Source organism: Exiguobacterium sp. s138, from assembly GCF_018618775.1.
In the GTDB taxonomy this organism is placed as follows: domain Bacteria; phylum Bacillota; class Bacilli; order Exiguobacteriales; family Exiguobacteriaceae; genus Exiguobacterium_A; species Exiguobacterium_A artemiae.
The window spans coordinates 1-24498 of record NZ_JACSMW010000009.1; the positions used below are offsets into that span (position 1 = coordinate 1).

Sequence of the window (24498 nt, forward strand, 5' to 3'; positions counted from 1 at the left end):
ACTCCGGTACAATACCGAAGCCATCTCATAGCAGCTTAAAACGTTAAGGGTGCTTTTATTAAACTGTCCAAACTCTAGGGCTCAGTTCAGAGACAGGGAACAGATTCTGGTTTTTTTCTTGTATTTCAGGCAAGAATAATTCCTAAAAAAGCGGCACCAATTCCGCAGAGGTAACTGAGTCCGAGATACAGGACCAGTGTCTTTCGATTTTGATTCTGGACGAGCTGTAACGTTTCCAGCTTAAAGGTCGAAAACGTCGTAAATGAGCCGAGAAATCCTGTCCCGAGCAACAACGTCCAGGTCGAATCGAGGTGGGAGCCGATGACAAGACCGAGTAAAAACGAACCGAGCACATTGATGATGAAGGTCGCCAGCGGAAAATCCTTTTTCCAAACCGTTTTGGTCCATTGGCTTAAGGCGAAGCGGCTGATTGCCCCAAAAAAGGCACCGGTCGCAAGCGCGAGGAAATTCATGAGACCTCCTCCTTTTGAAAGCGGCGTAACCGGCGTGTTCCAAGTAGATAACCAACGTAAGACAACAATAAGCCCCCAAACAAACTGAGACTGATATAGGCGAACGCATAACTATAGACACCAGCCCGCAACAATTCAACCGATTCGACACTGAACGTCGAGAAGGTCGTGAAGGAACCGACAAAACCGGTTCCGAGTGCCGTCATTGCATACTGATGCAGTAAGGTCGTCTTAAATAAAAAATGTGTCGCGTAACCTAATACGAAGCAACCGATTAAATTGATGGTTAACGTCGTCCACGGGAACGCACCCACCACCACATTTCCGATGAGAAGACCAAGACCATACCGGGCAGAGGCGCCGAGTATGCCGGCGAGCCCGACTAATAGATAGAGCATAAGGAGCCCCCTTCCACTCATTTTTGTATTCAACATACGCTTTTCAGAAATCATGCGTCAAGTCATGAAAATTTTCATAGAGACTAAACGTCATCTTAAAATTGGACGATAAGAAAAGTGTACGAATCCAATAGAAGGAGTTTTGCAGATGGTCTCACCGCTTGAACGATTGAGTACAAAAATACTCTCTCGTCTGATTCCTGTATTGATCACAGTTGCCCATCCCTTGATTTTTATTTTTGCCCAAATCGGCTATGTCCCGATGAGCGTCTTTTACCAATTTTTAGCCGGTGGACTGTTATTAACAATCGCGTTGCTTGCTGGAAATCAGTTTTTTGGTGAAAAGCCAAGTGGGAAATACATTCAAATCGTCTTGACGTACCTTGTCCTGGCACTGGTGCTTATCACCTTACCGTCCCAAAGCATCTGGACGATTGCCTATCTCTATCTGACGATCTCGATTGTCTATCTCATCCCGCACCTGGTCGTGCTCGCAGGTGTCCTCGGATTGTTTGAACTGGTTCTCTTTACGCTGCTCGGAACGATCGTCTTTACGAACACGTTTGACATGATCGTCGCTTTCGTTATCTACTTGATGATCTTTTCGGCAGCGACGTTCGTCGCCGTATTTGGGCGAAACGTCATGCGGGAAGTCAAACGTCAACAAGAAAAAGCCGAACATTACGCGGAGACGTCTCAACTGACGCTTCGTCAGTCAGCGGCGACCGCGACGGATGTCACGACGTTCACGGAAGAGATGAGTGAAACGGTCGATACGGCAAAAGTCTCGTTTGAGAAAATTGATCAGGCGATGCAGATGTTGGCTGATAATTCTTCGAAAAATGCCCAATCCGTCCGACAGATCAAACGGATGAACACCGATAACGTCGAGTTGATGACGGATGTCGCGACAGCCGTCGACCGGGCACTTGTCCTCAGTTCGTCATCAAAAGTCACGGCCGAGCAAAGCCAGGCTACGATCAGCGAGGCCGGCGAGTCGTTACAGCAATTAACCGAAAGTATGGATGAATCGGTCACCGCCTTTGGACAGCTCGCCGGACGCTTCAAAGAGATCGTCAGCATCACCTCGAGCATCAATGCGATTGCGACACAAACCAATCTATTGAGCTTAAATGCCTCAATCGAAGCGGCACGTGCCGGTGAATTCGGTAAAGGGTTCACCGTCGTCGCCCAGGAAATCCGGAATTTGTCCGCGCAGACGGCAGCGGCTTCGACGGAAATCAATCAGATCATCGAACGGGTTGATCGTGATGTCATGCAGACCGGTAATTCGATTGATGCCAGCACCAACTTACTGCGGGAGCAGGAAGCGCGGATGCAACGGAGTCAAATCGCGTTGCAGACGATTGCGGCAGACTCCAATGATTCCGTGCAGGCGATCAGCGGAGCGCAACAGCAATTCGCGACGATTACAAATAGTCTCTCGAATATCGCACAGGCTACCGGACAACTCGACGCCTTCATGGATCTGTTACTGACGAGCAGTGATCAACTGTCCGGTCTGACGCGGTCGCAAGTCGAACAAATTGGTGATTTACAGCAAGCGATTCATACACTAAACGAGACCGCATTAACCCTTCAACAGACGGCCCATGCCTGACACCTGTGTACCGATTCTTAAGAGTCGGTGCACTTTTTTCGTTTGTCGCAAGTGGTGAACGGGAACAACTAAGAGGTACAACAATCAGAGGAGGAAATCACATGAAAGCAGCCTATATTGAACAGTACGGTGGATCGGAACAATTTAAAGTGGGGGAACTGGACCGTCCGATCGTCGGAGCAGATGACGTCTTGATTGCGGTGCATGCAGCAAGTGTTAATCCCGTTGATTGGAAGTTGCGTGAAGGATACTTAAAGGAAATGCTCAGTTACGATATGCCGCTCGTCATTGGTTGGGATGTCTCCGGTGTCATCGAAGAAGTCGGAGAGAACGTGACAGACTTGAAGGTCGGTGATGAAGTGTTCAGCCGTCCGGATATTGCCCGTCAAGGGACTTATGCGGAATATGTCGCCGTCGACGCCCATCTTGTCGTCAAGAAACCGGAAGCGCTGACGTTTGAGGAGGCAGCATCACTGCCGCTCGTCGCCCACACGGCATGGCAGGTCATGTTTGAAGTGATGGACGCGAAAGCAGGGGATAAAATCTTTATCGGTGCCGGTTCAGGCGGTGTCGGAACAGTCGCGATTCAACTCGCGAAAGCGCACGGGCTGCATGTCATCACCTCGACGAGCACAAAAAACGTCGACTGGGTCAAAGCGCTCGGAGCAGACGAAGTCATCGATTACAAACAGGAAGATCCGGCAGATCGTGTCCGTGATCTTGATTTTGTGTTTGATACGATGGGCGGCGACGGACAAGCAAAGCTGTACCAGATGCTTAAACCAAACGGAATGCTCGTCTCGATTTCAACACCACCGGACGAAAATCAGGCGAAGGAAGCACAGGCACGCGTCGCCTATGTCTTCATGCAACCGACAGGCGAGCGGCTGCAACATATCGCTCAAGCAGTGGAACGGGGAGAGTTGAAACCGGTTGTCGATCGGATTTTTGATTTAGATCAAATTAAAGAAGCGCATGATTACGGAGAAGAAGGTCATGCGAAAGGGAAAATCGTCATTAAAGTGAAGTGAGCAAGAAAACAGAACGCGCTCTCAAATAGACGAAAGTCAATAGCTTACGTAATCTATGAGATACACAGGCAAGACTTCGCTTTCCTCGGGCGAAACGTGAGCCTCCTCGTCGCATGCGCGACTTGCGGGGTCTCACCGGTTCCGCTTTTCCCGTAGAAGTCTTCGTTTTGCCTGCTTCTCTAACAAGCTATTGAAAATCACACAAGAAAGCCGATCCCTTTTTTTCAAAAGAAGAGGGATCGGCTTTTTGCATAAAGCTGGATTTTGATGGTCTCAATACACCTGTTCGGATGCCAACAGTCGGTCGAGTAACTGTAACGTGTCCGGTTGATTAATCAGCATCTGTTGCAAGTGCGACCGTTCTTCCTGTAAGAATTCCCGGTAGAGACGTGCCGCTTCGATATGCGTTGCCGGGACGAGGACGTTATAAATCGCTTCAAGACGTAGACGTGGAGATTCCGGTAAATAGTCAGGAAGCGTTTTTAAACCGAGTTGCGCCCGGTCAGGAACATACCGGTGCAACAGGACTTTGGCAAATTTGATTAGTGCACTCCGTAACATCTCGACCGCCCATAATCCATTCCCGCGACCGGCTGCTTTTTGATACTGGAACAGAAACCAGACGGAATCAATCGCTTCATCCACAGCTTCTTGTGTCCCGAGTGCCAAAGAAGAAGTCTCGACGTACGCATCGAGTTGTCTTTTCGGATCATACAAGACACGAATCGTATCGGAATGGTTCAACGATTCACGCGTCACCGTAAACAGGTCGACATGCAGGAGATCATCGTACACGACAATTAGTTGCGGTGCGACAATGAAGATATCGTCTTTCCAGATGATCGGGCGATAGACGGACAGATGCGTCAGTCGACGGGTTAGAAATTTCGCCATCCGTTCTTCGGATACTAAACAGTAAAGATCGATATCCGAATAGACATCTTCTTCACCGCGTCCAAATGAACCTTTCAAAAAAATCGCTTCGACAGCCGGATCTTGCTTTAAGCGTGCTACTAACTGTTCAATCGCATGAAGTTGATGCATGGGGCTCGCTCCCTTATATAGTCTATTCCGTCAGTATACGTGAAATAAGGGATATTATTCCATGAAAAAGAGCGATTCCATTAAAATGAATCGCTCGTACTAGAAGCAAGTGTTGGTGTCGTATCTTGAAGCATGTCTTTCTGCGCCAAATGTTCTACGTGTTTTTCGCCCCAGGCATTGATAGCGTTCAGAACAGGAATCAATGTTTTTCCGTAATCCGTCAGCGAGTATTCAACTCGCGGCGGGACCACCTGATAGATTTCGCGATGGACGATATCGTTCAGCTCGAGTTCCCGAAGCTGGGCTGTCAGCATTTTTTGCGTGATGTTCGGGAGATTCCGTTTCAGTTCACTGAATCGGAGCGTGTCATGCGTGATCAGTTCGAGCAAAATCGAGGGTTTCCATTTCCCGGTCAGAATTTCGAGTGCCGTCTCGACGCGGCAGCTTGGTGTCTCTTCCATGGCGGTTCCTCCTTCATGGTATCGTTTAGGATACTATACCACTTCTTTGTGCCTACTTCCGTTCCTGTCACTTCTGATTGATAATGAAGATACGAAGCGAACTTATGAGGAGGAAGCAAAATGAACATCAATCCAAACATTACACTCGGACCGGTCAGCTTACGGATTACCAATCTGGAACAATCGATTGCGTTTTACCGGGATGCACTAGGCTTAACGGTTTTAAGACAAGACGAACAGACGGCAACACTTGGTGCGAAGACGACACCGCTCGTCATTCTGGAGCAACACAGTACGGCAAAACAACTCCCGAAAAATTCAGTGGCGGGTCTGTATCATTTTGCGATTTTATTACCGAACCGGAAAGAACTCGGATTCGTCATTCGTAACTTGATTGCCCAAGGAATTGAACTCGGGCAAGGGGATCATCTCGTCAGCGAAGCGTTTTATTTATCAGATCCGGACGGAAACGGGATTGAGATTTATGCCGATCGTCCGCGTGATACGTGGACGTATGAAGCAAACGGTGATGTTAAAATGACGACGGATCCGGTTGACTGGCAAAGTATGCTCGTCGAGGCGGGTGAGGAAGACTGGTACGGCATGCCGGCAGAGACCGTCATGGGACATGTCCATTTCCATGTGAAGTCACTTGAAGCAGCGCGGAAGTTTTATGTGGAGACACTCGGATTTGATGTCGCAGCGGATGCTTCCCGGATGCGTGCATTGTTCCTTGCTGCCGGCGGCTACCACCACCATATCGGAACGAACGTCTGGTCAGGGGTTGATGCACCGAAAACACCGGCTGATGCGGTTGGCCTGACCTACTGGACACTGATTTATCCGGACGCGGCTTCGCGTGAAACGGCAGTCGCAGCACTCGAACAATCTCCTTACGAAGTCAACCGGCAAGAGGATGCAGTCTACGTCACGGATGATGCCGGCATTACCGCCCGTTTACTCTCTAAAGGATAATCACCATAGAAAAAAGCGATTTCGATAACGAAATCGCTTTTTTTGACGTCTTTTAATTTTGACCGGATAAAGCTGATGGGGCATTGCCGTCATAACGGCTGATCAGTTCGTAAGGACGGACTTTATAAAGGGCATGCGGGAAGTAATGCGGATCCATCGCGTCAAGCGTCCGCAACTGGAAGTGTTCCCGTTTGATATACGTGCCGATGTTCTCCCGGTTCAAGTCGAAGAAACCGACTTCTGCCGTTTCCCCTTCTTGCGGACGGAGTTCTCCGCCGGTATACGTACCGCGGAAGGCGACACACAGGACGTGGCTTGAGACGTTTTGATAAATACCGGTAATGCCTTCAATCGTGACATCCGCTCCAGTTTCTTCTTTGACTTCCCGTTTAACAGCATCGAGAATCGATTCATGGTTCTCGACCTGGCCGCCCGGCATTTCATACGTGTCACCACGATGGAGATTGCGGACAAGCAGGACTTCGCCGGCTTCGTTCGTGATATAAGCGGTGACGCTGACGATGGCACGTGGCGGAGCATAGACGCCGGTCGCCGTCAAAAAGTCTTCCGTTGATTTAATATAAAGGTTTTTCCCGAGACGGGCGCGTTTTTTCATGGCTTCGCGGCGTAACGTGCTGCCGCGGACGTCCCGGTCGACTTGTTCGTAATGTTCGCGATCACGGTATTCCCAGATGGCGATGACTTCATCTTCTGCTTCATTCACCCAGCGGCCGACAAGGCGGGCACCGTGACTGATTTGTAAAGGGTAGAGATACGTGTGAAAGAACTCGGTAAATTCCTGCAGTCGTTCCGGGCGAATCGTGTAGGTCTTCCGGCGATGTAACATGGAAATTCCTCCTCTATCTTTTAAGCAGTTAGGTTCCTTGACTACCTTCTCGTATCAGGTGGAATATCCCTGCCTGTTCCTCCAATTCGACATGCATTTTGCGAGAAAAGAAAAACTAAAGAAAAGAAGAGGGCTCAACTCAAGGAAATTCGGGCATACTTTACTTATAGAGAGAAAAAAAGGACGTGAGAGAATGGTGGATGTTATGGCATTGGTCCGGTTGGCAGGAGGTATCATGTTTACGCCGCTATCCGACGATGTATTGATGATGGGATATGCCGCATTACGGATCCGCGAAGGCATGCATCCGGTTTTGATTTGGTTAGCCGCATGGCCTATCTTTTTCATTGCCTTTGCCTGGTTTTACTTATTGGCACGCTTTTTCCGTGAAATTCCACTCGTCAAACGGTTGATGAAATCGAAATTCCTGGAGCAGGCTGAATCGATTTTAGAACGCCGTGGATTATGGGCGATCGGTTTGTCCTTTTTCTTACCTGGAGTCCGCCATCCGATCCATTATGTTGCCGGATTACTCGGTTATCCGTTACCCCGTTATTTGGCGATGACATTCGTTGCGGCAGGGCTGTACACCGGATTATGGACTTTTTTAATCGTACGAATCGGGCAGACGGTCACCTGGTCGGAACTGGGAATGTGGTTAAGTGAACATCCAAGTGTGGTACTTCTGATTATTGCGGCATTATTGACGATTATTATTTCCGGTGTCGTGCACGCGAAACGACGCAATCGTTTAAAAAAAGAAGAAGAATTTGTCACGGAATAATGCCTGATGAGTAATATGAACATCCAGGATTCGACAGGATTATTCTGTACATGACAACATTCCCTTCAGAAATCATTTCTGAAGGGGATGTTTATTGTTTAGGTGTGAATTCTTATGCGTTTTGACGTTTGCGTGCGAGGACGATTCCAGCTGCTCCGAGTGCAAGACCGAAGAGAGCGATCGCACCTGTTGTACCTGCTGTATTGTTGTCGCTCATGCCGCCGTTACCTGTGTTCGGCATAGAACCTGGTGTACCGTCCATGAATTTCTCAGGTGATTGTTTGACGATCGCTTCACCGAGGTTTTCACCGACGCCGTACATGTAAGCATACGACTCACGGAATGTGTCAGCTGATCCTTTGTAGTCGCCTTCGACATACTGCATGAATGTATCTTGGACGTATGTCTCATGACCAGAGACTGCTTCTTGTGCTGCTTTTGTCGGAAGGTTTTCTTCTGTTGCTGCGCCAAGGAATGCACCAAAGTCATTTGAGAACATTTTAAGCATGTCTTGCGCGTCACCCATCAATTTCTTGTCGTCGTTGATCGCTGCTGTGACGAGATTTGCTTGCGCTTCGATGTGGTTTTTCGTCCAAACTTGCTCGAATTGATCCGCGCCCGCTTGACCGTAGACTGATTTCATAGCCGCTTTGAAGTCAGCTGTGTGCATGTCTTCTGCCCAGTTTGCTGCATCGTAGTCTTTCGCTTGGTCGACGCCGGCTGTCATGCTGATGTTCGCCAGTGCCACGTGCTCAGCTGCGAGGCTGTTGAGTGTTGACCGGAGGTCAGCGGCTTTTGTGTCCGCTTTCGTGTTGTCGAACTTCTCAGGCATCTGTGTTGTGATCGCGACGGAGAGTGCTTTTGAGATATCATACATGCGGCTGTAACCTTCACGGAACGTGTTGTACGATCCTTCGTAGTCACCAGCTGCATATTGTTGGAATGTTTTATAGACGTCCGCTTCATGGGCACGGAGAACTTCTTCCGCTGCTGCCTTCGGCAGTTTACCTTCTGTTGCTGTGTCGAGGAAGCTCGAGAGGTCCTGGACGAACTCTTCTGTTTCCGCTTTCGACGCGTTGATGCCGTCTTGATCGTCCGCTTTGACGGCTTTGACGAGATCCGTTGTGTATTTGTTGTGGTCAACGAAGATTTTTTCGAATTGTTTTGCGCCTTCGTCGCCGTACACAGAAGCGATCGCCGGTGTCATGTCGAGTGCGTTCTGTTTCAGTGCCGCTTCATAATACTGTGCATCTTTTGATCCGTCATATTGTTTTTTCATGTCCATGACGGCAAGCACGAAGTGCTCTGAGAGTAACTGATCGAGTGTTGCACGGAGGTCAGCGGCTTTCGTTTTGACCGTGACGTTCTTCGCGCTCTCCTCATGTTTCATGTCGTCTCCGCCACCGGAAGCGAATGCTGCCGTTCCTGGTAATACGAGTGCTGCTGCCATGGCTGTTGCTGCGAATTTTTTCGTGTTTTTCATCTTGTCTCATCCTCTCAAATTTGGGTGTTTATTTTAACCAATCTGGTAATTCATTTCCTCATCGTTCTGAACAGCATACGCACCCGGTTTTGAATTGGATTTAAAAAAGATTAAAAAATATGAAAAAATTTCAAAATCATTTAACTCACTTGCAAAGAAACTAAGTGTTTTCTTATTATATGTACGAAATTATTGTGTGGAATTTAACGAAGCAACTACTTAATTAACACGCAGAGATATCACCGGATTGGCAAAAAATCGCCATAGTGTCAGCGGTCCGCAAATTGTGTAACCGCTTATACTTAATAAGCGTTCACCAGCTGGACATATTTTTCACGGATGTACGGAAAACTGAAATCACTGAAGGGGTGGGGAGAGAAAAGAACACGTAGAATAAGACAGCAGACTCGTGACAACACGTGTGCCATCATAACTCATCTTACATATTGTCATGAGAACATCTACTTAACGAAGAAGCGGGGATTGAACATGAATCAACTCGAGACGAGGGGAACAGAACAGAAAACGGAAAACCGTTCCGCATCATCATTTTACCGGACGGTTTGGCGCTGGCACTTTTATGCCGGACTGATTTTTGCACCATTTCTTGTCATGCTTGCCGTGACGGGATCGATTTACTTATTCAAACCACAAATCGAGAATGTGTTATATCAGAAGTATTATGAAGTGACACCGCAAGAAAACCGGATTTCAGCGACGGCACAAATCAATGCTGTCAAAGCAAACTATCCGGACGCAAGTATTACGAAGTACCGCCCCGGAGAAACCGATGCACGGTCGAGTGAAGTGAAGATTGCGACGGCAGAGGCCTCGTCGACGGTCTTCATCAATCCGTACACCGGAAAAATTATCGGCGAACTGGCGGATGATGACCGGATCATGAATAAAGTCGAAGAAATCCACGGCGAATTGATGGCCGGGACAATCGGAGACCGGATCGTTGAACTTGTTGCCTGTTGGGCGATTGTCTTAATCGTAACAGGATTATTTTTATGGTTCCCGCGTAAAAAAGCAGCCGGTTGGAGTGGTGTCTTGATTCCGCGTCTGCGCCAGGGGAAAAAAATCTTCCGACGTGATTTGCATGCCGTACCGGCCTTTTGGATTACGGCCGGGATGTTATTCCTGATTTTGACGGGATTGCCGTGGTCCGGTTTTTGGGGCGCCAATTTCCAATCAGTTGCAACCAATCAAGGACTTGGTTATCCACCATCGATTTGGGGAGGAGATGCGCCGGTATCAGCCGTTCAAACGAAAGATGTGGCAGAAGTCCCGTGGGCAGCGGAGACGCTTGACGTGCCGAAATCAAACGTCGAAGGACTTGTTCCGGCATCAATCGATGACATTGTATCAATCGCCAAACAACAGGGGATGGATCCAAGCTTCGCGATCAGCATTCCGAGTGATCCGGCAGGTGTCTACACACTGTCGGCCTACCCGGCGAAAGCGGAAAATGAAGCGACGATTCATCTCGATCAATATTCTGGTGCTGTTTTAGCGGATTACCGGTTTGCTAACTATGGGCTTGTCGGTAAAATCGTTGCACTCGGTATCACGCTGCACAAAGGAACAGAATTCGGTCTGATCAATCAATTGATCAGTTTAGCCATTTGTCTTGGAATCATCTTGGTAGCGGTCAGTGGATTCTATCTATGGTTGAAACGGAAACCGGGCAAAGGGATGGGGGCACCGAAAGGACCGCCGGCGAAATCCATCAAATGGTTTATTCTCGTGCTGATTATCCTCGGTGTCCTGTTCCCGCTGGTTGGTCTGTCGTTAATTGTGGTCTGGCTGGTGGATTTCATCATCATCCGGCGAATTGCGGTTCTAAGGAGGTTTTTGAATGCGTAAGTCCATCCAAGGTCTTTTAGTAAGTGGACTGATTGTCACCAGTACCGGTCTTGCAGGATGTAGTGTTACGTCTGACGCGGCAGAACATTACGCAGTCTCAGCACCGCTGTCTGTAAAGTTTGAAATTCCGAAAGTACTGAAAGCTGATCAGGAAAAACAGTACCGATTCGGAGCGACACTGTGGCAGGATCAAAAAGCAATTAAAGAAGCGGAATATGTCCATTTTGAAATCTGGAAAGCAGATGGAACACTTCGGTACAGTATGGAACCGGCAGATGAAACGAAACCGGGAGTTTACTCGATTGAGAAGAAATTGCCGAAGGAAGGTCTGTATTACATCAAGGTCCATGCCAGCAGTAACGGGGCGATGATTATGCCGACCAGACAGTTTATTGTCGGTCAACTGTCCGCCAACGATTTAAAAATCTTACAGGGCGGTGCCAAACCTGCCGGTGGAAGCAGCGGGCATCATCATTAAAAAAATAAGACAAAAAAACAGGACGACGGATCAAAAATCCGGCGTCCTGTTTTTTTGTGGACAAGAGATTAGATTAATCGTTTTCTCCGTGAGATCCATGGTCATCCCCTTGATCGTCTGAATCATCATCCGACTCGTCGTCATCTGCGGAATCATCGGATTGTCCATCATCATCCGATGATTCATCTTCTGATTCCATCTCATGGCCATTCACGAACTTGACTTCGACTTGTAAGCTTTTGATTGGCGTCGGAAGTTGTAAGGCTTGAGTGACCTGTACTAAGAGTTCTTCTTTCGTCATCGAGGCAGTCAGCGTTAACCGTTCACGTAACGTGGCGATATCTTTGAGACCGATCTCATCCTTGATTCGTAATACGTTCCGGTGGTGTTCACTGCTGTAACGCCATTCGAACTTTTGTTTGTTCATATTAGTCAACTTGATTGTCATTCGTTTGATTTCTTGACTGTTTTGGACGCCGTCCTGATCTGCATCTTCCTGATCATCGCGAACACCGTCATGATCGCTATCGGCATGAGTCGGGTCTGATCCCAGTTCGAATTCGTCCTCGTTATTCAATTGATCTTTGTCTCGATCTTCTTCCCCGTCTTTTAGACCGTCTCGATCAGAATCAGCTTGGATCGGTTGTGTGCCGACAATGAATTCTTCTTCCGTCGTCAGGTTGTCCACATCTTGATCTTCTGCCGCATCGGAAATCCCGTCTTGATCCGAATCTTTTTTCAAGGGATTAAGCTTGGCAAGATATTCCTGTTGATTCGTCACGCGATCACGATCTGCATCTTCTTGTCCATCAGCCAGCCGGTCATCGTCTGTGTCTTTTTTGGTCGGATTCAACTGCAATTGATACTCCTGGAGATTGGTCAGACGGTCACGGTCACGATCGGCCGTCGCTACGGTTTTTCCATATCCTAAATGATACTTACGTTGCCAGGAATCCGGAATCTTGTTTTGATCGCGATCGACTTGCGTAACTTCTTTTTTCTTTGGTTTTGTCTTGGCGTCTACTGATACGACCGACTGGGAGAGACAGACGGAGGCGAGCAATGCTCCAATAATGATTCGTTTCATACGTTCACTCCTGTTCCTGATGAAAAATAGTTTAAAAAGCAATCTTAAGAAGAGTTTAATCAAATTGTTCTAAGATAAGGACGCTCTTTCAAAAAACGAGTCAGTAAAAAATAAAATAGTTAAAATAGTTAAAGAGAAAACTTTTCAAAACGCCTTATATTTTTTAAGAAAAAATATTTCAAATAAAAAATGTAAAAAAATAAAACTATTTGTGAACTGCTTACGTTATCTGTGTGTAGTTTAAAAAAACAAAGGGGTGTTCATAAGATGAAGATGAAAAAGTCGTATCTCGCCGTCCCACTCAGTGCCGCATTATTGATTCCGGCAGCAGGCGTCAGTGCCCATGGTCATGAAGATCATAGCAAGATGTCCCACAGCTCAGGCAAAGTATCTCTAGATGTCTCGTCTCCCGCATCGGATTTGCGAGCGACGCTTGATCAGCTTTTATCTGAACATGCGTATTTAGCAGTCATCGCCATGCAAAAAGGCATTGACGGCAAAAAAGATTTTGATCAGGCGGCCGCTGCCCTAAACCAAAATACGGATGACTTATCGGCCGCTGTCGGATCCGTCTACGGGGATGAAGCCGGCGAAGCGTTCAAAAAGATTTGGTCGAGTCATATCGGTTACTTCGTGGATTACGTGAAAGCAACAGGCGCTAAAGATGAAGACGCGAAACAAAAAGCGTTGAAGGAACTCGATGAATACCGCGTCGAACAGGCCGCTTTCCTCGATAAAGCGACGGAAGGCCGCTTGAAAGCAGCAGATCTAGAAGGTGGATTAAAAGTCCATATCACGCAATTGTTGACTTCATTCGACAGCTACGTCGCCGGTGATTATGACGCCGCCTACAGCAATCTCCGTATCGCCATTGAGCACATGTACATGGTAGGAGAAGGCTTATCCGGTGCCATCGTCGATCAATACCCGGACAAATTCAAAAATACGAAAGTCGATACACCAGCGGCTGACCTTCGTGCCGGCTTAAACCGAAACTTCTCGGAACACGCCGCACTGGCCGTTCTGGCGATGCAAAAAGGGATTGACGGAGCAAAAGACTTCGATGCAGCAGCAGGAGCGCTTGGTGAGAACACGGATGATCTGACAGCGTCGATCGGTTCTGTTTACGGCAGCGAAGCGGCCCAGGAGTTCAAGAAAATTTGGTCGAGCCATATCGGTTACTTCGTCGATTATGTCAAAGCGACCGGTGCAAAAGACGAGGAAGCACGCGACATGGCCGTTCAGGAACTGGATGAGTACCGCGTCGAACAAGCCGCCTTCCTGGATGCCGCAACAGAGGGACGCCTGAAGTCGAAAGACTTGGAAGAAGGACTCAAGGTCCATATCGATCAACTGTTACTGGCGTTCAACAGCTACAATGAAAAAGATTACGACAAAACGTACCCGGCGATCCGTGAAGCCTACGGTCATATGTACGGTGTCGGTGAAGGAACAGCAACCGCAATCGTCGATCAGTTCCCGGATAAATTCAAAGGCGCACCAGCCGGTATGCCGAATACGGGTCTTGGTGGAGCAGCTGAAGCACAATCTTCAGCCGGCATCCTCTGGTCATTACTCGGAATCGCCGCTGCGTCAATTCTCGGATTCTTCGGACTTCGCGGACGTCGTTCACAACACTAATCGGACAACCGAACCCGCTGGAAACAGCGGGTCTTTTTCTACACATTTTCTGTAAAGGAGGAGTTTAGGATGAAGATCAAATGGTTTGTGCTGTTTATTCTGGTTTTATTCGTCGTTCAGCCGTTTTCGGTCTCGGCTCACACGAGTCTAAAGAATTCAAATCCTGCAGAAGGGGAAGTCATCAAAGGAGACTTAACAAAAATCCGTTTGAATTTCGATACGGCGATTGAAAAAACCAGTACGGTCGAACTGAAAACAGGTCAAGGTGACGTGATTTCACTTGAGAAACCCCTGATCATCGGTAATGAATGGAGTGCAGCCGTTCAACAAAAACTCGAAAGCGGAACATATCTCATACGCTGGAAATTGATTTCGGAAGATGGACATCCGGTCGGAGGCACCATTCGTTTTGACGTAAAAGCAGCTGTTGCGTCAAGCGATGCGACGGACGATCAAGTGGAAGCAACAAAACCAGAACCGCAACAATCAAGCATCGTTCCAACCGAATCAACAGAAACCGTCGAACCGGGACTGTTCCCGACGTTCTTACCTTGGCTCGTGGCTGTTTTGGTTTTGGCAATCATCATCACGTTCTTCCTGCTCCGTCGTCAAAAACGATCATGAGTGGCATCATCAGTGAACTGCTCATCTATATTGGTGGGGCACTTTGGGCAGGTCGGCTCCTGCTTCTGTTTGTGGCAGAAGATAAAAAACCGACAATCGGTTCATTAGACGGTCTTGCGTGTGCCGCTCTCATCAGCATTGTAATTGGATCCGTCCTTCCGTTGTGGCGTGTATATTCTTATTTTCAGCAGGAAATGGACTTATCCTTCCGTGAAGCGTTACGGGCAAGCTTATTTGATGTCCGGATCGGTACGTATTTTTTGATGGTGTATTTTTCAGCACTCGTGGCACTCATCATCGTGTTCATGAAACGAATCCGGCTCATCAAACGGTGGTTGCTGCTCGGTGTGACAATCCCGCTGTTTCTGGGAATTTCCGGAACCAGTCACGCCGCAGCGAAGCATGGCCTGCCGGGGCTTGTGTTACAGACCAGTCATTTTAGCCTGATGGCGTTGTGGGTTGGAGTCGTATTCGTCATCGGTTGGTGTGCCCGGGACTCTAACCACTGGTTGTCGTTTTTACGCTGGTTCAGTCCGTTCGCCCAATTGACGTTTTTAGGGGTCATCGTGACCGGCTTCTTCGTGATGCGTCAAAGTGTTCCGTTAAGCGAGTACCGCAATGCCTGGAACGTTCCGTACGGACAGGCATTGCTGTGGAAACACTTGTTGCTGATTCCTTTGCTCGGTTATGCGTTTATCAACGGGACACTCGTCAAAAGGCGGTTACAGAAGGAACCGGATGTTGATCCGCGGCACGGTCTACGCTTTGAGAGTCTGATCCTCTGTTGTGTGTTTCTTGCGACAGCGACCCTCAGTAATCTAGAACCGCCGGATTTGAACACGCTTGGAGCAGTCAAGCCGATTCTTTGGTCGAACCGTGTCCTGCTCTTATCGGGTTGCGTCAGTATCGGATTGTTGCTGTTGACCTATCAAAAACGCCTGCCGTTTCTGCTCGGCAGTCTGTTCTGTCTCCTTGGTGTCAGCCTGCTCTACATCGGACTCGTGTATACGCTCTAAAACAGCCACCTTCTCAACGATCGGAGAATGGTGGCTGTGTTCTGTCATTTTGTGGTGGTCGCGCACCCTGTCGCTTTGGCAAGCAGCTTCGAGTAGGCCCGGGCACCTTTGATGTTCAAGTGGACACCGTCCTGTTCAAAGTACGACGGATGCTTGACGGCGACGGCATGCCAGTCAATGAGCGTCACCCGTTTGCGTTCAGCGGCTTGCTTCAGCATCGTGTTGACCTCCTGTTCCCAGGGACGCGGCACCCGCGTCGTCACGAGGTACACCTGATCGGCATGTGCGAACCGGTCGAGCAGCTCCTCTAATTGCTCGGGACGGAAACTGCCGTTTGTCCCGAGGTGCAGGATGACTTGATGGTCGGTTTGATTGTACGCCGCATACTTCGTGCTGAGCGGAATGGCTTCCCGGAGCTGACGTCCGAGCTTGGCATCGACTGTCACGTGTTGAAGTGTACTGCCGAGATAATCTTCGACCCCGAGCAACACCGAGTCGCCGATTGCTAGGGTCGGGCGGCACATTGACCGTGTACGTTTCTCAGACACCGGGTTCGTCGGTTTTTTGACAAGTACCGGTTTGGAATGCGGCGCCGCGACTGTCGGAATCGATTGTTGAGCCGGTTCGTCCGATACGGCAAGAATCGATAAATTCCCGATGAAGCTGAGGAGAAGCAGACTGGCGATGGAAACAGAGACCCACTTCGTCCGGGAAAACTGCCGGAAGGTCCGCGGGTGAATCTGAAATTGTCGGATGTATCCAAGCAGACCAAGCCGGCGGACCGGACGTTCGACGAACTGATAGGACAGTTCCGTCACGACGATCAGGATGACGAGAATCCCGAGACTTCGGAGCCAGGAAAATGTTCCGGTTTGTTCAACTGGCGTCATCAAGGTGATCAGCGGGAAATGCCATAAATACAGACCGTATGACCGTTTACCGATGGCGATCAGCCACTGTGCGGCGAACAACCGGCTCCAAAAAGACGCCGGATGAGCAACAACGGCGATCAGTAACGCCGCAAGAACAGCGACAAATACAAACCCGCCATAATACAGAAAACGACCGTACTCACTTGTCACGAGCATCAGCAAAACAAGCACCGGGACAATCACGGCACCGGTCACGTTCAATAACCGGACACCCCGTGACGGAATCTCTTTCTTGAACCGTTCCGGTCGCCAAGCAAAGGCAAGCAGACTGCCGATCAACAAGGCAAACAACCGGGTATCGGTTCCGTAATAGACACGGCTTGGATCCATTCCCGGTGTAAACAAAATCGCCATCAGGAGTGCGGACAGCAGGGCAAGGAGTGCAATTCCCCGGAGCAACAGCCGTTTTGATCCGAGTCCAAAACTGAGCACGATCGGAAATATCAAGTAAAACTGTTCCTCAATCGCAAGCGACCACAGGTTTTGAATCGGCGACGGTTTGCCGAACGATTCGAAATACGAGACGTCATGGATGATATACCACCAGTTCGTCGTATACAACAGAGCCGCCACGCTGTCCTGGCGAAGCGAATGCAACGAGTCCCGTTCAAACAACGTGACATAACTGAGGACAAGCACAAGCAGGACGAACAGAGGCGGGAACAACCGGCGGAACCGGTGCACCCAAAACCGTTTTAAGTCGATGCGACCGGTCTGTTGCCACTCACTGAGCAACAAGCCGGTAATCAAGTAACCCGACAGGACAAAAAACACATCCACGCCGAGAAACCCGCCGGTCAGCATCGGTACTGACAGATGGTACAAAATAACAGCGATGACAGCGAACGCACGCAGACCATCGAGTCCGGGCATATATGTGGTCGAACGGTTGAATGATTTCATAAGTAAGGAGCTCCTCCATGGCTGTGCCTAAAGAATGACATTCTCTAGTGTATCGAATTCCATTTCAGAAGGAGTGTCGAACCAGTAACAACCAAAAAAAGATGAACTCAAATTTTTGTGAGTTCATCCTGTACCGTCATCCCTCTTTATAAGCATCCGGCAAGACAACCGAGACGATAAACCGGTTTTGTTCCGACGTTAGTTGCATCGTCCCGTTGTGCCGGGCAACGATTTGTTCGATGATCGACAGACCAATGCCGGATCCACCATTGGACCGTGACATGTCGGACGTGACGAAAGGGGTTGCCAGTTCCGTGAGTTGATGAGGCGTTAAGGTCTCCGGAATGGCATTGGAGCAACGGAAGGTCAAGTGACCGCTTTCTTGGAGCACTTCGAACGACAAATCACCTGTTCCGTGAAGTGTCGCATTACGTACAAGAATTTCGATCAAGCGCCGCAACAGGTTCGGGGCAGCTTGAACGCTCAAATGAGCCGGTCCTGCGTACCGATAAGTCGTTTCCGGGTGACGCGCGCGCAATAGGGCTTGGGTAATCGCCCCGTCACCGGCGCCGACTTCGATGATGACGTCCGGATGATCGGCGACTGCCCGCTGTGCCATCATTTGTGCTAAACGGGGACTGCTTGGGGCAATCGCGCCAATCGTTTTGGGTGATTGGATGGCTTCCTTTAAAAAATCAAACATATGAAACCTACTTTCTTCTTGAGTATATCACCGATGATACAGGTCATATCTTTCACAAACAGGAGAGAATTCTTAAGTTTGTCTTAAGAAAACATCCGTGCCTGATTTTCGGCGACATGACTAACGGCAAACTCGGTATACTGAGGAAAAGAAGGGGAGGGACACGTGATGAATACCTTACCGGAAACGGATTATTATGAAGCGCTCGTCCGTCGTGATGGTTCGTACGAGGGGACATTTTTTGTCGGGGTCAAGACGACGGGGATTTTTTGCCGGCCGACCTGTCCGGCACGGAAACCGAAGCAGGAGAATTGTGAGTTTTTTGAGACGGCGAAAGAGGCGTTACTGGCTTCGTACCGGCCGTGTTTACGCTGTAAACCGCTCGCTTACCCGGGGGACAGTGAGGTCATCACCCGCTTGATTGCAGCGGTCGAAGCAAATCCCGAAAAACGCTTCAAAGACGCCGACTTTCGTGAACTGGGACTCGATGCCTCGACCGCACGACGGCAGTTCAAAAAAAGATTCGGGATGACGTTCGTCGAATATGCTCGGTCACGCCGGATGGGACTGGCGATGAAGGAAATCCGGAAGGGGCAACCGGTCATCGAGGCCCAACTGGCAAGCGGTTATGAATCGAGCAGCGGTTTCCGCGATGCCTTTGCCCGCATTTTGGGCGAGACACCGAAACGTTGGAGTGGAGCCTATCTGCAGGCGAAGTGGCTCGATACGCCGCTCGGACCGATGCTGGCGATTGCCGATGAAGGAGGACTGCACTTACTCGAGTTCGTCGATCGACGCGGACTGGAACGGGAAGTGGAACGGTTGCGGCTGACAGCCCGGGCTGTGATCATTCCCGGCGACGCCCCGGTGTTTGAACAGGTGACGGTTCAACTGGAAGAATACTTTGCCGGAACGCGCGACCGATTTGATCTTCCGCTCGTTCTCTACGGGACGCCGTTTCAACGACAGGTCTGGGAGCAATTGTGTTTAATTCCGGAGGGCGAGACAATTTCGTATCAGGAACTGGCCGTCCGTGTCGGAAATCCGGCAGCCGTCCGCGCCGTCGCCCGGGCGAACGGTGCCAATCAACTGGCGATTCTGATTCCCTGTCACCGGGTGATCCGGCTGGCCGGAGATCTTGGCGGTTACGCCGGCGGCTTGGCGCGAAAAGCTGCGTTACTCAAACTAGAACGGACGAAGAGAGGATTGAATCATAGATGAGTTTGATTAAAGATGTCTTTACGGACGAGTGGCTCGATCGGTTGGGCAAGGCGTTAAACGCTACCGATTTTAGAAAAACGGTACAACAGGAGGACTGGGAGGAACTGGCGTTTAAACAACGGGTCCGTCGGATTGCGACCCGACTGGAACATCATGTACCGGCTGAATTTGAACAGGCGGCGACCCGGCTCGAGACGATTGCTCCGGACTTTCCGGGATTACCCGGAATCGTTTTTCCAAATTACATTGAAATCCGGGCGGAAGAAGGCGACTGGGACCGGGCTATGTTGGCGCTCGAACGATTAACACCGCATTCGACATCGGAATTTGCCGTCCGTCGGTTTTTGCTCGATGATCAGGACCGGTTTTTAGAGGTGGCGACGCGATGGAGTCAGTCGAGTGACGAGCATGTCCGACGATTAGCGTCGGAAGGGACACGCCCCCGTTTACCGTGGGGACAGATGATTCCCTCACTGATTGCCGATCCGAGACCGGTCCTGCCGATTCTCGATTCATTGCTTGAAGACGACGCCTTATACGTCCGAAAAAGTGTTGCCAATCACTTGAATGATATCGCAAAGACCCATCCGGAACTCGTCATTGAACGATTGGAGCGGCTCGGAACGCATTCGCATACGGACTGGATTTTACGGCATGCCTCACGAACTCTGTTGAAACAAGGCCACCGGGATGTCTTAAAAGCCTTTGGTCTCGTTACGCGGGGAACCGTGACCGTCGACGAACTGACGGTCACACCGACACTGGCAATTGGCGGAGAACTGGCTTTTTCCTTTCACGTGACGACAACCGAACCGCAAGTCCTACGGATTGAATATGCGATCGACTACGTCAAAAAACGGGGGACGAGTCAAAAAGTCTTTCGGATCAGTGAGCGGCAGGTAACGGGACGGGAGACGTTTGCGAAGCGGCAGTCGTTCCGGAATTTGACGACACGGGTCCATTATCCGGGAACACATCAAGTGACGATTTTAATTAACGGAGAAGCCTATGCGACGACAGAGTTTGATGTCACGAAGGAGGAAACAACATGAAAGGTCGCCATCCGGACTTTACGACATCCCGGTTATCGATTACAGCTACGGATACTGCCAACGGATGTATCTGGGTACTGAAGAAAAGAGAGAACGAACAGGTCGCTCTGATTCAATTAACCGGTCAGCAACTCAGCTATGACACAATTGATCCGTCTGATCGAGACGGCTATATCCAAGAAGCCTTGACCGTCATCCTTTCGTATCTCGCGCGGACGTTGCTGTTGCCATTCGTGACAGGAGAGGGCGGAGAAGCAGAGATTTGGCTTGAGAATGGATTTTATAAGGACGGTCCAGTCTTTCGTCGTGACTTGACGCATTGAAGTGGTGAAAATCATTAAACAAAGAGAGCCAAGAATCGTCTTTCCACCACTCGCTTTTCTCAGGCGGAACGCAAGCCGCGGTCGTCCTCGGACGACCGGGTCTCGCCTGTTCTTGACGGAAGCACGCTTCCTTTTCCTGTAGAAGTCGAGTGGTGTCGACGATTTTTTTGAATCGGTCAAAATAAAACCGTCTCTTCAGAAAATAAGCTTCTGAACAGACGGTTTTTCGTGTGCAGTATTATGGCTCTGAAATGCCGTTCGCGAGTAACAACATAAAGGTGATGACCGATAGTGACAGCAAAAAGGCGGTGTTCGCCAACATACTGAACCATTTGACGTAGTTATTTGTCGACCGGAGACCCATTACCAGCGAAACGATATAGCCGAGTCCGACCAACACGTTGAGACCGATCGGCACCCACAGGCTCAAGTTCGGAAAAAACTTTCCGCTCAGCAAGTAGGAAGTCAGCATATTGAACAGAAGCAAACCAAGCGTCAGGAAAACCGGCAAATACGTCTGCTTGGACCTGGTCATTGTTCGACCAAACGTGTCGACCAGTTGAAGTGTCGGCAAATGGCGTCGGCACTCTCGGCGGCTGAGCGCCCCTCAGTATCGAGCCGTAAGTAATTCGGATACAGCAACTCACCCGGAAGTGAATGTGTCCGGTAGTGTTCGGCTGTTTCAAGCAGGTTGGCTTCCGACGCGGCAATATCCCGTTTCGTAAACTTATGCAGTAAGCGGTTTTCCGTCTGGTTCCGGGCAAGACGGGTTGACAGGGCAGCTTCAAGTTCAATGATGAAGACCTCGGCACCGGCTTCTTCGAACAGCTGAACGGTCTCCTCGATAAATTCGAGACCTCCACCTTCGACACCGAACAGGCATAAAAACGTAAAGACGACCCCCTCGAGATCACTGACGGCCATCTCTTTGAACATCTCCCGCCGGATCAAGTCCTTCAGCTTATGGTGCGCCGGTTTCGTAAAGTCAAAGTACGGATGTAGCAGGTCAATCGTCTGATGGTTGTGGAATAATTTCATTCCTGTTTTTTGCTCGAGTTCCTGACCGATTGTCATCTTGCCGACGGCTTGCGGACCGAGTAATAGCACAAACTTCATCCCTGACACCTCTTCCTTTTTTTGTTAATACTAGCATAGAAAAACAGAGTGTTCACATTAGAACGTTTGTTCGTAAAATGATATAATGACAGTAAGGAATGTCATCGTGTCAGGACCGAATGGAGGTCATTTATCATATGGAGCATTGGAAGATGATAGAAGGGTATGAAGGGATGTATCAAGTTTCGACAGCAGGAAATGTCCGCTCGCTTGACCGGATCATCGAGACGAGCCGGGGGGTGAAACAACGACGGAAAGGTGTCGTCTTACGGCCACGGATCAATCAGGAAGGGTACCGGAAAGTCACGTTATACCAGCAAGGACGGGGCGAACGGTTTTACGTTGGAGAACTTGTCGCAAAAACATTTATTGATGGCGAAGCGGTACAAGAGCGGGTGATCCGGGCAGATGGAAACTGCTTGAACGACAACATCGACAATTTGACCGTTAAACCGTCGACGAACCAGGCATATGCGTCATTACTTGATGAATTCGAATCATTGCTCAGTCAACACATCGAATTATCGCCCCGGCAGATTCGGGCTATCCGCTACCGTTACCAAACAGGACAGTCAATCCGACGCTTGGCACTGACGTATCAGGTGACGGAAAATCGGATTCGCAATATTATCGACAAAAAGGAAGCGCAGTATGTCATCTGAATCCGAAACAAACATCAAAAAAGGCGGACCCGAATCAATCGAGTCTGCCTTCTACTTTATCAAAAATTAGGCGAGAATACGCCCACTTCTAAACGAAGTGAAAGTGGGAGATGAATCGCCAACCTCCCTTTCGGGTATATTTCTTTTAAGGGAGGTGAAAAATGGTGTTGAAGCACAAAGCCTACAAATTCAGAATCTATCCCACGAAAGAGCAGGAAATCCTGATCGCGAAGACGATCGGGTGCTCGCGCTTCGTCTTCAACCACTTCCTGGCGAAGTGGGAGAAATTATACAAGACCACTGGGAAAGGACTGTCCTACGGTTCTTGTTCCAAAGAGCTTCCTTTGTTGAAGCAGGAGTTCGACTGGTTGAAGGAAGTCGATAGCACATCTGTTCAGATCAGCGTCAAACATCTTGCCGATGCGTTTGACCGCTTCTTCAAGAAGCAGAACGAACGTCCTCGATTCAAGTCGAAGCGTAATCCCGTGCAGTCGTTCAAGACCAACATCCAAGGCGAAAATCAGCTTCCTGAAGTGTCAATCGTCGGAAACAAGCTCAAACTTCCAAAGCTGAAATGGGTACGTTTCGCCCATTCAAAACAGATCACAGGTCGTATCTTGAACGCCACGATCCGACGTAACGCTTCAGGGAAATACTTCGTCTCCCTGCTCGTCGAGCAGGAGATTCACGAACTGCCGAAGACCGGTTCATCCGTCGGCGTCGACGTCGGAATCAAGAACTTCGCCATCCTGTCGGACGGCACGGTGTACCAAAACGACCGTTACTTCCGTTCGCTTGAGAAGAAGTTGGCGCGCGAACAACGTAAGCTCTCCCGCCGTCAACGCATCGCCCTGACCAAGAAAGTGAAGCTTTCCGAGGCGAGGAACTATCAGAAGCAGAAGCGTAAGGTTGCCCGTATCCACGAGAAGATCGTCAACAAGCGCACTGACTTCCTGCACAAGGTATCGACCGAGATCGTCAAAAACCACGACGTCATCGGCATCGAGACTTTGCAGGTGAAAATCATGCAGAAGAACCGCAAGTTGAGCAAGGCCATCTCTGACGTCAGCTGGTCAGAGTTCTTCCGTATGCTGGAATACAAGGCGGACTGGTATGGCAAAACCGTCGTGAAGGTCGGAAAGACCTTCGCATCGAGCCAACTCTGCTCGAGTTGCGGCCATCAACACAAAGACGTGAAACATCTCGGCTTGCGAGAATGGACATGCCCGAGTTGCGGGATCCACCACGACCGGGACGTGAACGCAGGACTGAATCTCAAACGAGAAGCGGAACGTATCTTAGCTTCTTCAACCGTCGGGACGACGGGGTTAGCCTGATCATTTTTCGACCGATAGGTCGGATAACTCAGGAATCCTCCACCTCTTAGCGTAGCGTAGGTGGAGGTAGTTCAAAAGAAATTAGCTTGCGACAGGCAGATAAGCCGAGACGAAACTCGTCGTCATTTGCATGAACTGAAGAGTTTCTTCTTTTGGTTCGGACGTAACATAAATAATCAGGGCAGCGGCGACGGCGACAAAAATGATGATGACGAGAATGACGAAAAACGGCATCTTGCTTTTCTTTTTTTCCTCTTTCATATCCATGATGCGATTACCCCCTTATGAAGTAGAAACAGTCTCTTTGAAGTGATTCCCTGATGCAAAAAATGGAAACCTGTCAGAGTGCTTGAAACAGGTAAGAATTAGTCCGATAAAGAACTATAACGTGTAGGGAATTAGTTTTACATTAAGGGG

Annotated in this window: 26 protein-coding genes; 14 read left to right on the forward strand and 12 right to left on the reverse strand. The window is 49.3% G+C overall.

Translation table 11 applies throughout. The features are described from left to right. Positions 1-125: 125 nt before the first annotated feature. Together crcB (KNP91_RS14250) and crcB (KNP91_RS14255) are read right to left on the reverse strand one after the other, a co-directional pair. A complete protein-coding gene (gene crcB / locus KNP91_RS14250) occupies positions 126-473 on the reverse strand; it encodes a fluoride efflux transporter CrcB (RefSeq protein WP_026829473.1) in 348 nt (115 codons plus the stop codon). Then, on the reverse strand, positions 470-871 hold the full coding sequence (gene crcB / locus KNP91_RS14255; RefSeq protein WP_012369189.1) for a fluoride efflux transporter CrcB: 402 nt from the start codon (positions 869-871) through the stop codon (positions 470-472). Before crcB (KNP91_RS14255) ends, crcB (KNP91_RS14250) begins: the two co-directional genes overlap by 4 nt. 148 nt (positions 872-1019) lie before the next feature. Between crcB (KNP91_RS14255) and KNP91_RS14260 the strand changes: the two genes are divergently transcribed. Then, a complete protein-coding gene (locus KNP91_RS14260) occupies positions 1020-2492 on the forward strand; it encodes a methyl-accepting chemotaxis protein (RefSeq protein WP_012369190.1) in 1473 nt (490 codons plus the stop codon). Between the two features lie 101 nt (positions 2493-2593). Beyond that, positions 2594-3523 carry an NADP-dependent oxidoreductase gene (locus KNP91_RS14265; RefSeq protein ID WP_214767035.1) on the forward strand — a complete coding sequence of 310 codons (930 nt, stop codon included), beginning with the start codon at positions 2594-2596 and terminating at the stop codon, positions 3521-3523. Between the two features lie 273 nt (positions 3524-3796). On the opposite strand, the gene KNP91_RS14270 is transcribed toward KNP91_RS14265, so the two are convergent. Beyond that, a complete protein-coding gene (locus tag KNP91_RS14270) occupies positions 3797-4567 on the reverse strand; it encodes a nucleotidyltransferase domain-containing protein (protein ID WP_214767033.1) in 771 nt (256 codons plus the stop codon). Positions 4568-4647: 80 nt separating this feature from the next. Beyond that, positions 4648-5028: a winged helix-turn-helix transcriptional regulator gene (locus tag KNP91_RS14275; protein WP_012369193.1), complete on the reverse strand. Its 381-nt coding sequence runs from the start codon at positions 5026-5028 to the stop codon at positions 4648-4650. 120 nt (positions 5029-5148) lie between these two features. Between KNP91_RS14275 and KNP91_RS14280 the strand changes: the two genes are divergently transcribed. Next, entirely contained in the window at positions 5149-6003 is an 855-nt protein-coding gene (locus KNP91_RS14280; protein WP_214850687.1) for a VOC family protein, read from the forward strand. A 52-nt stretch (positions 6004-6055) separates the two neighbouring features. Here KNP91_RS14280 and KNP91_RS14285 read toward each other — a convergent pair whose 3' ends face one another. After that, the gene (locus KNP91_RS14285; protein ID WP_214850689.1) at positions 6056-6850 is read right to left on the reverse strand and encodes an NUDIX domain-containing protein; all 795 of its coding nucleotides are present in this window, start codon (positions 6848-6850) and stop codon (positions 6056-6058) included. A gap of 193 nt (positions 6851-7043) precedes the next feature. Here KNP91_RS14285 and KNP91_RS14290 point away from each other — a divergent pair, with 193 nt between their 5' ends. Continuing rightward, on the forward strand, positions 7044-7634 hold the full coding sequence (locus tag KNP91_RS14290) for a DedA family protein (protein ID WP_214767029.1): 591 nt from the start codon (positions 7044-7046) through the stop codon (positions 7632-7634). A gap of 112 nt (positions 7635-7746) precedes the next feature. Here KNP91_RS14290 and KNP91_RS14295 read toward each other — a convergent pair whose 3' ends face one another. After that, the gene (locus tag KNP91_RS14295) at positions 7747-9117 is read right to left on the reverse strand and encodes a copper amine oxidase (protein ID WP_214850691.1); all 1371 of its coding nucleotides are present in this window, start codon (positions 9115-9117) and stop codon (positions 7747-7749) included. A 489-nt stretch (positions 9118-9606) separates the two neighbouring features. Between KNP91_RS14295 and KNP91_RS14300 the strand changes: the two genes are divergently transcribed. Continuing rightward, the gene (locus KNP91_RS14300; RefSeq protein ID WP_012369198.1) at positions 9607-10986 is read left to right on the forward strand and encodes a PepSY-associated TM helix domain-containing protein; all 1380 of its coding nucleotides are present in this window, start codon (positions 9607-9609) and stop codon (positions 10984-10986) included. Further along, positions 10979-11464 (forward strand): FixH family protein, encoded by a 486-nt coding sequence (locus KNP91_RS14305; protein WP_214767208.1) that lies wholly within the window; start codon positions 10979-10981, stop codon positions 11462-11464. The genes KNP91_RS14300 and KNP91_RS14305 overlap by 8 nt, the downstream gene beginning before the upstream one ends. A 73-nt stretch (positions 11465-11537) precedes the next feature. Here KNP91_RS14305 and KNP91_RS14310 read toward each other — a convergent pair whose 3' ends face one another. After that, complete coding sequence (locus tag KNP91_RS14310) at positions 11538-12551, reverse strand: MSCRAMM family adhesin SdrC (protein ID WP_214850693.1); 1014 nt, start codon at positions 12549-12551, stop codon at positions 11538-11540. A 267-nt stretch (positions 12552-12818) separates the two neighbouring features. Here KNP91_RS14310 and KNP91_RS14315 point away from each other — a divergent pair, with 267 nt between their 5' ends. From KNP91_RS14315 to KNP91_RS14325, 3 genes are all read left to right on the forward strand, one after another. Beyond that, a complete protein-coding gene (locus tag KNP91_RS14315; RefSeq protein WP_214850696.1) occupies positions 12819-14192 on the forward strand; it encodes a copper amine oxidase in 1374 nt (457 codons plus the stop codon). A 69-nt stretch (positions 14193-14261) separates the two neighbouring features. Further along, the gene (locus KNP91_RS14320) at positions 14262-14816 is read left to right on the forward strand and encodes a copper resistance CopC family protein (RefSeq protein WP_214850704.1); all 555 of its coding nucleotides are present in this window, start codon (positions 14262-14264) and stop codon (positions 14814-14816) included. After that, positions 14813-15832, forward strand: a complete 1020-nt coding sequence (locus KNP91_RS14325) for a copper resistance D family protein (RefSeq protein ID WP_214850706.1) — start codon at positions 14813-14815, stop codon at positions 15830-15832. Before KNP91_RS14320 ends, KNP91_RS14325 begins: the two co-directional genes overlap by 4 nt. Positions 15833-15876: 44 nt before the next feature. On the opposite strand, the gene KNP91_RS14330 is transcribed toward KNP91_RS14325, so the two are convergent. Beyond that, positions 15877-17667, reverse strand: coding sequence for an acyltransferase family protein (locus KNP91_RS14330; RefSeq protein ID WP_214850708.1), 1791 nt, complete (start codon positions 17665-17667; stop codon positions 15877-15879). 136 nt (positions 17668-17803) lie between these two features. Further along, entirely contained in the window at positions 17804-18370 is a 567-nt protein-coding gene (locus tag KNP91_RS14335; RefSeq protein ID WP_214850710.1) for an ATP-binding protein, read from the reverse strand. A 168-nt stretch (positions 18371-18538) separates the two neighbouring features. On the opposite strand from KNP91_RS14335, the gene KNP91_RS14340 reads away from it, so the two are divergent. Genes KNP91_RS14340 through KNP91_RS14350 form a run of 3 tightly spaced genes read left to right on the forward strand, consistent with a single transcriptional unit; the run spans position 18539 to position 20966 of the window. Continuing rightward, complete coding sequence (locus KNP91_RS14340; protein WP_214850719.1) at positions 18539-19591, forward strand: bifunctional transcriptional activator/DNA repair enzyme AdaA; 1053 nt, start codon at positions 18539-18541, stop codon at positions 19589-19591. Further along, a complete protein-coding gene (locus tag KNP91_RS14345; protein WP_214850721.1) occupies positions 19588-20643 on the forward strand; it encodes a DNA alkylation repair protein in 1056 nt (351 codons plus the stop codon). The genes KNP91_RS14340 and KNP91_RS14345 overlap by 4 nt, the downstream gene beginning before the upstream one ends. Further along, entirely contained in the window at positions 20640-20966 is a 327-nt protein-coding gene (locus KNP91_RS14350) for a hypothetical protein (protein ID WP_214850723.1), read from the forward strand. Before KNP91_RS14345 ends, KNP91_RS14350 begins: the two co-directional genes overlap by 4 nt. 238 nt (positions 20967-21204) lie before the next feature. Here the strand turns inward: KNP91_RS14350 and KNP91_RS14355 are convergent, their stop codons facing one another. Continuing rightward, positions 21205-21540 (reverse strand): hypothetical protein, encoded by a 336-nt coding sequence (locus tag KNP91_RS14355; RefSeq protein ID WP_251136078.1) that lies wholly within the window; start codon positions 21538-21540, stop codon positions 21205-21207. Continuing rightward, positions 21498-22082, reverse strand: a complete 585-nt coding sequence (locus KNP91_RS14360) for an AAA family ATPase (RefSeq protein ID WP_214850725.1) — start codon at positions 22080-22082, stop codon at positions 21498-21500. The genes KNP91_RS14355 and KNP91_RS14360 overlap by 43 nt, the downstream gene beginning before the upstream one ends. 137 nt (positions 22083-22219) lie before the next feature. On the opposite strand from KNP91_RS14360, the gene KNP91_RS14365 reads away from it, so the two are divergent. Next, entirely contained in the window at positions 22220-22744 is a 525-nt protein-coding gene (locus tag KNP91_RS14365; protein WP_214850728.1) for an NUMOD4 domain-containing protein, read from the forward strand. A gap of 164 nt (positions 22745-22908) precedes the next feature. Further along, positions 22909-24081, forward strand: a complete 1173-nt coding sequence (gene tnpB / locus KNP91_RS14370) for an IS200/IS605 family element RNA-guided endonuclease TnpB (protein WP_214850811.1) — start codon at positions 22909-22911, stop codon at positions 24079-24081. A gap of 81 nt (positions 24082-24162) precedes the next feature. Here tnpB and KNP91_RS14375 read toward each other — a convergent pair whose 3' ends face one another. After that, on the reverse strand, positions 24163-24348 hold the full coding sequence (locus tag KNP91_RS14375; protein ID WP_012369209.1) for a hypothetical protein: 186 nt from the start codon (positions 24346-24348) through the stop codon (positions 24163-24165). Positions 24349-24498: the final 150 nt, after the last annotated feature.